The organism is Vibrio sp. 10N.261.52.A1, from assembly GCF_002876325.1.
GTDB classification, from domain to species: Bacteria; Pseudomonadota; Gammaproteobacteria; order Enterobacterales; family Vibrionaceae; genus Vibrio; species Vibrio chagasii.
The window spans coordinates 1-11,321 of the sequence record NZ_MCYD01001116.1 but is presented as its reverse complement, the minus strand read 5'-3'; the positions used below and the strand labels follow the sequence as shown (position 1 = coordinate 11,321).

The window sequence follows — 11,321 nt, the reverse complement described above, 5'->3', positions numbered from 1 at the left end:
GCGTGGCAAAGGCGAGCACAATGGTCAACGTTGTTGGTACCTAGTTCACGACGAACGAATTTTTGGAACGCATAGTTATCTTCATTGGTGGTTTTAGCCGAGGAGAAGCCCGCTAGTGCATTACTGCCAAAGCCTTGTTTAATCGCCGTGAACTTATCGGCAATGAGCATGATAGCTTCTTCCCAACTCGCAGGTTGCAACCAACCATCTTTACGAATCAATGGTGTTGTGAGGCGAGCATCACTGCTCACGAAGTCAAAACCAAAGCGCCCCTTAACACACAGCATGCCTTCGTTAACCGGAGAGTCACCACCTTCTATGTAGCGAATCTTATTCTTCGCTTCATCGATATGCATGGTTAGCTTACAGCCCACACCACAGTAGGTGCAGATGGTATCGACCTTCTTAAGAACGTCGGTGTCACCTTGCTTTCTATCACGAGCATCCACCATGGCACCTGTTGGACAGGCTTGAATACAAGAACCGCATTGAACACAGTTCGAGTCACCCATTAAGGTCTGGTTCGCCCCGAAATTAGGGCGACACTCAGGTCTTGAAGCTGGCTTGCCATCAGCCTGATTCATAAAACTTAGGACGCCATGAACATTCTGCTCGCGACATGCTTGAATACACTGCCCACAACTGATGCAGCGGTTGGCATCAAAAATAATGAATTCAGAGCTATTGTCGACAGCAAACTTCTGTCTTGTCGAACCCACTTTCGCTTCTTCTGCGCGAATCGCTTGCCAGCTTTCATTTGAAGCAATATCGATTTTGTATTCTGGGTGCGTCTGCGTTGCTTTGTATTCGGTTGAAAAGTCTCGTAGGTCGCAGTTAGTGTTGGCTTGGCAACCACACTCTAGACATCTTGCCGCTTCTGCAATGGCATCGGCATTGTCAAAGCCCGTTTCTACTTCTTCAAAGCTTTGCTCACGCTGCTCTGGCGTCAGCTCTGGCATGATTTTACGCGCCATACGCTGTATCGACTTATATTGTTCAGGATCGACCGCTTTGAGCTGCTCATGCTTTCTTGAGTTAAATGGTTTAACCGGAATTTTTTCCATATCACCATTGAAGAATCGGTCGATCGCTTGCGCAGCAATACGCCCGTCTCCTACTGCTTCTACCGCAGTCGCTGGTCCACGTCGGAAGTCACCGATACTAAATATATTGCCCGTTCCTGTGTGCATGGTTTGCGGGTCTGCATCTGAGGTGTTCCAACGTGTCAGTGGGATATCAATCTCTTCGTTATCCATGAAGCTTAGGTCAGGCTTTTGCGACACCGCAGCGATAACCGTATCGAACGCTTCAACAAAGAACTCACCCGTTGGTTTAGGGCTACGACGACCAGAAGCGTCAGCAGGGCCAAGCGCCATGCGTTCTAATCGAATTTCTGATACATGGCCATTGTCATCAGCAATATTCTCTGCCGGGTTGGTCAAGAAGTGGAACTTCACACCTTCATGTTCAGCTTCTTCGATTTCATAGTCTTCAGCTGGCATTTCATCTCGCGTGCGACGATAGATGAGTGTGGTATCAGCACCATCACGCACTGCCGTTCGAGCACAGTCAATCGCCGTGTTACCACCGCCAATCACAGCGACTTTTTTGCCGGTAGTGAAGTGTTTGTCAGTCACATAGTCTTTTAGGTAATCAACACCTAAATAACAACCGCCAAGGTCGCTACCAGGATAATTCATTTCGACGGCTTGTGATGCACCTACAGCTAAGCAGACCGCATCGAAATCACGACTAAGATCTGACAAGGTAAAATCGACACCGAGCTTCTTGTCACACTCTACAACCATTCCGTTCCGACACATCAGTTCGATTTCTTTATCTAGAATCGACTTGGGTAAGCGATATTCAGGAATACCATAACGTAACCAGCCACCAGCTTTAGGCATCGATTCATAAACACTGACGTCATAGCCCTCATTGGATAGGTAATAGCCCGCTGTTAAGCCACCGGGTCCACTACCGACTATCGCTATACTTTTGCCTTTGCTCGCCTTCTTCGCAGGCATGTAGCTCTCTTGAGCAGCCAAATCGGCATCGGCTGCGTGTCGCTTGAGTTGGCGAATTGCAATCGAATCATCGACTAAGTTTCTTCGACACTCGGTTTCACAGAAGGCCGGACACACACGACCAATCGATAGTGGCATCGGCAGTGTTTTCTTAATCACTTCGATCGCTTTGGTATGATCATTTTGAGCGATGTGGTGAAGATAGGATTGAATATCGACTCCCGCCGGACAAGCGGTTTGGCATGGCGCTTCACAGTCAGCATAGTGGTCTGCCATGATTCGATTCAACGCGTCCTGTCTGTGAGAGGTTAGCTGTTTAGATTGAGTTGTGATGTTCAAGCCATTGGATACTTCAAGCTCGCAGGAACGAGTCATTCCCACACCATCCACTTCAACCACACACAGATCGCACGGGACTTTGTCCCCTGTCTTATTCAAACCGCATAGAGATGGGATCTCTAGACCACATGTTTTTGCCGCCTCAAGCACGGTCTGCCCTTGTTCGACGATTCGAAATTTCCCATCAATAACGATCTGAATCATATTGAGTCCTACCTTCAAGTTTGCGTACGAGTTACGCTCAAAAAATAATTATCGGCACGGCATTACAAGAGTGCCGCCACTCATTACCATACATTAATTGTGGTTTTGTGCGTGTGACTTCAAACAAGTTCTATTGAGATTAACCACAAGGTATGAGTGGTCTTATCAGTTATTCAAAAAGGCTAGATTCGAGGCATAAAAAAGCCCCTACGATGAGGGGCTTAAAATTAGTAGAAGTAAGTCAGCTTCTGCTTATTGTTCAGTTTCTTCGATAAGCTCTTGAACTGGAGAGGCTGGCTTATTCTGAGCAAATCCGCGCAGACCAACAACGTGTACGTGTTCGTGATCTTTGAAGACCTTACGAACCAGTTTGTAGGTTGTACCCTTCTCTGGGCTGATGTTCTCTGGCGCTGCAATCAGAAGCTGCATACCTAGACGGTCACACAGTTCAAACAGTGTAGAGATAGACTTCGCATCCAGACGTGCTGCTTCATCAAGGAACAACAAGCGACATGGAACAATGTCTTTGCTACGAAGTCGACGAGATTCTTCTTCCCAGCTCTGAACCACCATCAGTAGGATAGATTGACCAGTACCAATCGCCTCACCGGTAGACAGCGCGCCCGATTCCGCTTGTAGCCAACCATCAGAACCACGGTTAACTTCCACACTTAGTTCTAGGTAGTTACGGTAATCCAGTAGCTCTTCACCCAGAACTTGCGGAGAACGTTGGCCCATATCGATGTGTGGGTTCACACGTTGGAACAACTTCGCCATCGCTTCTGAGAAGGTGAAACGGGTCGTTTCGAACAAGTCTTTATGCTGCTCTTGTTGAGTCGCTAGGCCTGATAGCAAGATTTCGTGGCTTTCACGGATCTTAACGTTCAGACGTACGCCCTTAACCTGACCAAAGTAAATGTTTGACAGACCTTGGTTTAGCATACGAATACGGTTCTGCTCGCGCTGAATCGTCTTCTTAATAATACTTGCTACTGACTCAGAGCTGATCGCTAGGCGGTTTTCACGCTGCGTCAGTTCTTCAGTTAATCGAGCTAGTTCAACTTCCATCTCTTCGATTGCTTCAACCGGATCATCCGTATGGATGATGTCTTGGCGAATACGCTCGCGAAGATGTTGGTAAACCGCAATGTAGAACAGAACCTTACGCTCTGGATGCGCGTTATCTTCCGATAGGCGCAGCGAATCGCGTAGGTCTTCATTGTCAGCCACAGCCAGACGCAGTGCACCCAGTGATTTATCCGACATTGAGCGAAGTTCACCAGCTGTTAGGTAAGCCAGTTCACGCTTGTGTAGACGACGTTCAACGTCATTCTCACGTGCCAAACGCAGTACTGAACACCAACCGGCTTTTGCTGCAACAACGAAGGTACGAAGCTCTGTGTACTCTTTCTGTACTTTCTTAAGACGCTTAGCCAGTGCTTTCATCTCAAGTTCAGTTGAGGTAATCGTACGCTCATATTCGCTCTTACGGCTACGAGACGTATGCAGACGCTCTTGAAGCTCGTCACGACGACGTACAGCGCGCTCTTCAGCACCTTCATCAGCGTTAACACCGAACTCTTGAAGCTCTTGTTTGAACTCTTGAACCGTCTCTTGCTTCGCTTGATGCGAGCTCTTCAGCGCTGCCAATACTTGGTTGTATTGGTTCATCTGTTCGCGAGCTTGCTTCAGACCATCACGGCCTTTCGCACGAGCTTGTTCTGCTTGAACCAGTTTCGCTTTCAGTTGCTCACTCAATTCACTGCTCTTATTAAGCAGGTCAACTGAGTCTGCGTAAGCAAAGTAGTGACGACGTTCAATCAGATCAGACAGTGCGAATACTTTACCTTTAAGCGTTTGTAACGCGTTGTCCGCCTGACGGTACTCATCTTCCAAAGCTTCAAATTGCTCTGGGTCAGCGTCTAGTGCGGAAACGATTTGCTCTAGTGACGCAAGTGCTTTGCCATGAGTGTTCAGGTAAGACTTAGCTTCGCTCAGGCGTTCTAATTGTACTTCTAGTTCAGCCAAACGCTCAGCTAATGTTTCGTCTTCTAGAATACGAACCATAGGCGCTAACTTATCAAGCGCAGCAATCGCCTGTTTACTTTGTTGAAGCTGGCTACGTTGCTGTTGCTCTTTCGAATCTAGTTCAGCTAATGAGCGTACTACTTGGTTACGTTTCTCACGAACGACTGTCAGGGCTTGCTCTGGATCTGCGTTAAACGCAACGTGCAGATGTTTCGCTACAAAGCTGTTGAATGCTTGGTATAGACGGTTCAGTTTTTGAGAGTCAAACGCAGCTTTCGCGTGATTCTCAACAACCACATCGCGCTCTTCACGCAGTTTCTCTAATCGCTGCTCACGAGCTGCACGACCAAACAGTGGGATCTCAGGAAAACGAGAGTAACGCATTTGGCGATCGTTCAATTGAACACACACCGCGCCTTCTAACTCATCGGCATTGAATGAGCTGTCATCAAACGCATCTACATCTCCTTCAAGGATGTAAAGGTCTTCAGGACAATCATCAAGATCAATCAGCTTCTCTTTGATGCCATCAAGATCCGAAACCACAATCGCGTGACGAGCCGGACCATACATCGCACTGAAGTATGGTGCATCGCCAATTGTGATGTCGTCGTAGATCTCTGAAAGCAACACGCCACCAAGGGTGTCCGCTAAGCCTTTCAAGCGAGGATCGTTAGAACCACCTGGTGATGCTAGACGCTCAATTTCTTGCTCAAGTTCAGCTCGACGAGTTGCCAGTTGATCTTTAGCCACCGCTTGAGACTTTTCATCTTCAAGCACTTGTTGCATTTGCGTCATCACCGCTTGGCTATCTTCTAGCTCAGCTTCGGTTTGATCTCTTAACGATTCAAGCGCATCGTTTGCTGTGATCCACGCAGGAGCAATGGATTCAAGCTTTTGAATCTCTTGGTCGTGATTTTGCTGAACACGACGTTGCTCACTCTTCGCTTCACGCAGCTCTTCTTGAGCATACTCAAGCGTTTCGATCTGCATGGCATGACGTTCGCGTTCTTCTTCGAAAACCGCTTCGTCAGTCAGTGAAATGTTGTGTTGCTTTTGGTATTCAGTTGCTAGCTCTTTCGCTTGACGTTGCTGCGCTACGTCACGAGCCATGTCACGGTGTTGAGCACGCCATTGCTGTTCGTTTTCAACAACATGTTTGGCGTTGCGGCCTTTTTCTAGAGCTTGCTTAGCGCTATGAGACGCTTCTTTACGCTCAACGTCAGCAACAATGCTCTTAACCAAAGACAGCGCTTTATCGAACTGTGCAGAAGCTGCTGAAGACATGTCTAGCTTGTGCTTAGTAGACAGTAACTTTTGTGTGCTTGACTCTTCTTGTGCTTTTAACTCAGAAACCAAGGTCAACGCGCTTTCTGCCGTAATAGATTCATCACCTAGCAACTGCTTGGTTTTCTCTAACGCTTGAACCGCTTGCTGGTATTGAAGTGCGCGAGTCTGCTGAACATCCAATGCTTGTTGGTAATCAGCAAGCTGAGTTTTCAAGCTATCCACTTCTTCTTCAGTAATGGTTGCCTGCTCTTCTGCAAGAAGTACTCGCTCTTGAGCTTCTTCAACCACCATCATCTGCTCTTCTAGACGCTCATTAAGCTCTTCTAGATCTTCGCTGTAGCGAGCAATTTTCTCTTGCTGACGAAGTGCAGTTTGAACCAATTGAAGATGATCCGAAGCCGCTTGGTAGTCTTGTTCTAGAGACGATTCTTGATCCACCAGCAACTCAAGTTCTTCTTGAACTCGATTCAACAGGTTGTTTTGCTCAAGTAAAGTTTCACGCGAACCAAACAGTTCACCACGGAACTTCATGGTTTGATCTAACTTATTGCGACGATCGTTTGCATGGCGCATGTAGTCTGCTGCCACGTAGTTAGTCGATTCAGTGATCAAATGCTTGAACAAATCACGATCAGACTGAGTTGTCTTGATCGCTTCTAGCGTCATGCGGTTCTCACGCAGTGCCGATTCCATATCTTGGAATGCTTTCTTCACACCACCATTTTGCGGCAGAAGGTAATCACGCAGAGAACGTGTTATCGCACTTGAGATACCACCGTAAAGTGATGCCTCAATCAGACGATAGAACTTTGAGCGGTCGCTGCTATTACGCAGTTTCTTCGGTACCACACCGTATTCGAACATTTGTGAGTGGTAATCCACAATCGAAGAGAACGCTTTAAAATGTGCGCCTTCGTATTGTGCAACTGCGGCTTTCACATCGTTCAACTGACATACACGAGCGTGGCTGTCTGAAACGTTTTGAATCAATACGTCCGTTGGCTTCACATGGCTTGGAAGGCCTTGGATAACGAACGGCTTGATGTCTACTTTCTTGTCACGACCAGCAACTTGCTGCAGTTTTACGGCAAACAGTAGGCGTTGGTTACGAGAGTTCACCACATCCAGCGCTGCATAACATGCGCCTGGCTGAAGCTTACCGTAAAGGCCTTTATCACGAGATGACTGTGAGCTACCCGCTTCCGTGGTGTTACGGAAGTGCAGAAGGCTTTGGTCTGGGATAAGTGCTGTAATGAATGCCGCCATTGTGGTCGACTTACCTGCACCGTTACCGCCAGAAAGCGTTGTAACCAATCCATCGATATCAAAAGTACGTGCGAAGAAGCCGTTCCAGTTGACCATGGTTAATGATTGATACTTACCTCTTTCAATCATGCTTCACCTTCTACTTTTGTTTGTTCGCCGTCGTTTGACTCAAGGTCAAAGTCAGCTTGATCGTTAAAAATATCTTGTTGACCGTTTTCATCTACATCTGATGCAGTTTCAGCTTTCTCTTCATTCAACAAGCTACCTTGGTTAGGTTCTTGAGTATGCACCACAGCTTCACCATCACGGATAAGACGCAGTTGAGCTTCTTTCATGTCATCGCCAACACGTACGTCCGCACCAAAACGGAATACCGCTTCGCTGATACGGAATTTGCCGGTTTCGCCGATCGCAATCAACATGCCGATACGACGTAGGCGACGTAGAGAAGTACGTACTTTTTCAAACAGTTTTTCTTTGTCTAAATCAGAACCAGACGCACGGTTTGTTGCTAGCTTCATGAGTTTTTTCTCATCGGCTAACGCCATTAGCTCTTCAAACAACTCTTGGTTAGTGAAGATACCTTCGTGAGCTAAACGTTCTGGGCTCAGGTATAAGAAACACAATACCTTACCAACAAGCATGTCTAACTCAGACAACACACTACGGCCGATCAGAGACGTAGAACGTGGACGCAGATAAAAGAAACCTTCCGGTGCTTTCACAAGTTCTGTGTTATAGCGTTGGTAGAAATGCTGAAGCTCAACTTCAAAATCAGACAGTAACGCGTGGTTATCTAGGTCTTCTGTTGAAATATGCTTGCCTGAACGCAGCATGCTGTCTAGCGCAGGGAACAGTGGGTTCGCTATCGCTTTTACCAGTTTCTCTGGCATGTAATCATCAGTACTTGTTAATGACATTGGCTTGTACCTTTGCACCGAAATCGTTGATTGCCTGCCAATCTGGCTGAATAGCCTGATAGTCAGACTCTGAGTAACCTAAGCGCACCGCTTGGTCGACAACAATTCTGGCTAAATCAAAATGGTGTGTGCGAGGGTGTTCAGCGAGGTAATCGCGTAACACAAGGCCAAGATCGATTGGCGCACCTTGCTGTTTGTGAGCTTTCAACATATCTGCGATTTTTTCAGACAACAGATCGTTCACTTGCTCAAATTCTTCGTACTCTACGTCGAGTGGTGCTTGTCCTGTTACTTCGTCATCACGGAGCACTAGTGCTTCATCACGAAGGTCGGTTAGCTTTTCAGCGTCGGCATACGTCAGTAGCCAAGGCGCATCAAAATATTCAGTCACAGATTGACGTAGGCGTTGGCTGAAGGCTCGGTTCTTATCCATATCAATCGCGGTACGGATAAACTTGTGAACGTGACGGTCATAGCCTATCCACAGATCAATTGCTTGTTGGCCCCAACTTGTGATTCGGTCGAGCTTCATTTGCAGACCAAACAGGATTTCACCAACAAACTCAAGTTCGTCGTCACCGTAGACTATTTCTTGGATATCGAGGATCTGCGTTTGTAGTTCGTCACCTGCCGCTTGCAAGGTGTCTTGCAGCTCTTTTAGCGTGGCTGAGGTTTCTGATAGCAAGACTTCACAGTTGTTGATCGCCTCACGCCAATCTTTATTAAGAAGGTCGGCAATCTGCTGTTTTACGGTCTGCTGCTGCTCATCCATAACACGTTGGTTAAGATCAATTTGATCGAAAATTTCACCAACAGAATACTTGAGCACGCCGTAAACATTTTTTCTCCAATGTCCTGGCGTTCCGCCTTTCTGTGCAGCTTCAATGGCCTTTGCCATCTCGTCGGCAACCATGGAAAGTTGGATAGACAGTTTTAATTTAGAGAACTGACGGTGACGTAAATAATAATCTGAGATACCAATAGCCAACGGTGACAAGCGGTAGATGCTTGCGCCATCGGTAATTTCGCTGGTAAAGCGGCTAATCAGCTTCTGTTTAACCAACTCATTGATTGCGTTATTAGCGCGAAACGCTGACGCTTCACCAGTATCTTCAAACAGTCGAGTGACGATCGTAAATGCATCATGCAGTTCACCCTCGCCCAACTCTTCATCGAACCTTTCATTGCTTAATACTGCGATAGCAATCAAAAATGCTAAGCGCTCTGGCGGCAAGTTTAATGAAAAATCATGCTGCTTGACCCAGCCCACCAACTCATCAATTGGCTGCTCTTCGGCAGTTTGAGTCATTTCACTCATTGTGGTTCCTGTTACTGTTCTTCGTCATATCGACTACGTTTGATATGACGCCTATTTCTTTATAACGCGGGCTTGTTACGATTGCATAGCGCATGTTGTGGCTTCTTTTACCACATTCATCACTGTTATTGCGCAGGTTTTTGAGCCCAAACGTGAATATAACGGCCTAGTGACAGATATGGCTCTTGGCGACATAGCTGCTTTTCTAGTTCCAATACATCTTCAAATTGGTAATCGCCCATGTACTCCATATTTCCTATGTAGTCGCTAAAGGAGCGAATGCCAGATTTACCACAGATTTCTAGACCAGCGTCTTCTATCCATTGGTAAACCTCTTCAGGCTTCAAGCCTTTTTGTGGTTGCAGCTTAAACCGTTTTCGATGTGGCATCCCATTCAATACATGAGGAATGTTGCCACAAATCACATTTTTCAGGACTAATCCGTGGTGGTTGTAAAACATTATCGAGGCAACACCACCTGGTTTAACTTGTTCAAGTAGCAAATCGAGTGCTTCTTTAGGGTCCGCCAGCCACTCCATAACGGCATGAAACATCACAAAATCGACTTTATCGTCGAGGTGCTCTGCCACTTTTTGTACCGGAGAATGGATAAACTGATATTGCTCTAACAGCCCCGCTTCGGTGATCCCTTCTTGAGCCAGCTTTAGCATCTCAGAAGAGAGATCACATAGAGAAACCTTATGACCAAGCGCCGCAATTTTTTGCGACATCTGTGCCAACCCGCCTCCGGCATCAAGCACATGCAGTGGAGAAGCAGAATCTTCAAACTTGCTCAAAGCTTGTTCTAAATCTTCCCATACGATGATCTGACGGATCTCTCCTTTGTCAGAGCCGTAAATATTTTTTGCAAATTTGTGGGCAATATCGTCGAAATTACGGTCTTCAGTCACGGCTACTTGAGTTATTATGTCCTATCGTGCCTGCTATTCTGTCACAGGAATTTCAGGAATAAAGAGGCGATGTCTCTTTTTACTACTAAGTGATGTTTTTTCGGACTATTCGGATATGTTTGAGCTGAAAAAAGTAGTGTCTTCATTACTGATGCCACTACCAGCAATGTTAATTCTCGCATTTCTGGGCTTAGCCCTAGTGATGTTTACTACTAAAAGAAAGACTGGTTGCTTAATTACCCTCTCAGCCCTCTGTGGTATTTTCCTAATCGCTTTCCAGCCAGTTTCTAGTCAACTATTAATGCCAATGGAAAGGCAGCACACTGCATTTTTACCTGTCGACGAGACCGTCGATTACGTGATGGTTCTTGGTAGCGGCCACGTCGTTGATGACCAGATCCCACCAACATCAGAACTTAGCCGCACAGGTTTGATGCGTTTGAGTGAAGGGATTCGTATTCTACGTCTTTACCCTGGTGCCAAACTTATTTTGTCTGGCTACGGCGCTGGCACAGAGGTCAGCAACGCAAGAATGATGGCTAAGGTAGCCCTGGCACTCGGTGTTGCAAAGCCTGATATCATTCTGCTGGAAACAGCCAAAGACACTTGGGAAGAAGCCCGCCAAGCCGCTGCGTTCGTTAAGAATAAAAGAATGGTGTTGGTAACTTCAGCAAGCCACATGACACGTGCTTTGAACGAATTTAATGCAGCAGGCATGAAACCATTGCCAGCGCCAACCAACTACCTTGCTCAAGAAGGAATAGTAGAGCCATGGGAAAAGTACACGCCCAAAGCTCTTTACCTGGAACAGACAGAACGTTACTGGCATGAGACGCTGGGATTAATTTGGCAAAGCCTACGTGACTGGTTAGACACCAGTAGCGATGTTGCTGAAGAGCCAATCGTAATACCTGAAGCTTCTAGTTTAGCTGAAGACGACAACGCCGTTTCGGCAGCACAGCCTCAATAGGCAAACGACATAAAATACTAAATAATAAAAAAGCCGAGACATCGATGA

At 46.6% G+C, this 11,321-nt stretch carries 6 protein-coding genes; 1 reads left to right on the top strand and 5 read right to left on the bottom strand.

Annotated features, from left to right (window positions below; all coding sequences use genetic code 11):
* From BCT81_RS23950 to cmoM, 5 genes are all read right to left on the bottom strand, one after another.
* Positions 1-2,570, bottom strand: a 2,570-nt coding sequence (locus BCT81_RS23950) for an FAD-dependent oxidoreductase (RefSeq protein WP_133152708.1), incomplete at its 3' end; no start/stop codon positions are given.
* A 252-nt stretch (positions 2,571-2,822) separates the two neighbouring features.
* Complete coding sequence (mukB, locus tag BCT81_RS23945) at positions 2,823-7,283, bottom strand: chromosome partition protein MukB (protein WP_102426090.1); 4,461 nt, start codon at positions 7,281-7,283, stop codon at positions 2,823-2,825.
* Positions 7,280-8,074 (bottom strand): chromosome partition protein MukE, encoded by a 795-nt coding sequence (gene mukE, locus BCT81_RS23940; RefSeq protein WP_102426089.1) that lies wholly within the window; start codon positions 8,072-8,074, stop codon positions 7,280-7,282. Before mukE ends, mukB begins: the two co-directional genes overlap by 4 nt.
* On the bottom strand, positions 8,055-9,392 hold the full coding sequence (gene mukF / locus BCT81_RS23935) for a chromosome partition protein MukF (RefSeq protein ID WP_004741105.1): 1,338 nt from the start codon (positions 9,390-9,392) through the stop codon (positions 8,055-8,057). Before mukF ends, mukE begins: the two co-directional genes overlap by 20 nt.
* Before the next feature lie 125 nt (positions 9,393-9,517).
* Complete coding sequence (gene cmoM / locus BCT81_RS23930) at positions 9,518-10,303, bottom strand: tRNA uridine 5-oxyacetic acid(34) methyltransferase CmoM (protein ID WP_102426088.1); 786 nt, start codon at positions 10,301-10,303, stop codon at positions 9,518-9,520.
* A gap of 115 nt (positions 10,304-10,418) precedes the next feature.
* Here cmoM and elyC point away from each other — a divergent pair, with 115 nt between their 5' ends.
* Positions 10,419-11,273 (top strand): envelope biogenesis factor ElyC, encoded by an 855-nt coding sequence (elyC, locus tag BCT81_RS23925; protein ID WP_102426087.1) that lies wholly within the window; start codon positions 10,419-10,421, stop codon positions 11,271-11,273.
* Positions 11,274-11,321 lie beyond the last annotated feature (48 nt).

Bases quoted from the DNA above. Each gene is read 5' to 3' on its own strand.
- mukB (WP_102426090.1), bottom strand. From the start codon at position 7,283: ATGATTGAAAGAGGTAAGTATCAATCATTAACCATGGTCAACTGGAAC.
- mukE (WP_102426089.1), bottom strand. From the start codon at position 8,074: ATGTCATTAACAAGTACTGATGATTACATGCCAGAGAAACTGGTAAAA.
- mukF (WP_004741105.1), bottom strand. From the start codon at position 9,392: ATGAGTGAAATGACTCAAACTGCCGAAGAGCAGCCAATTGATGAGTTG.
- elyC (WP_102426087.1), top strand. From the start codon at position 10,419: ATGTTTGAGCTGAAAAAAGTAGTGTCTTCATTACTGATGCCACTACCA.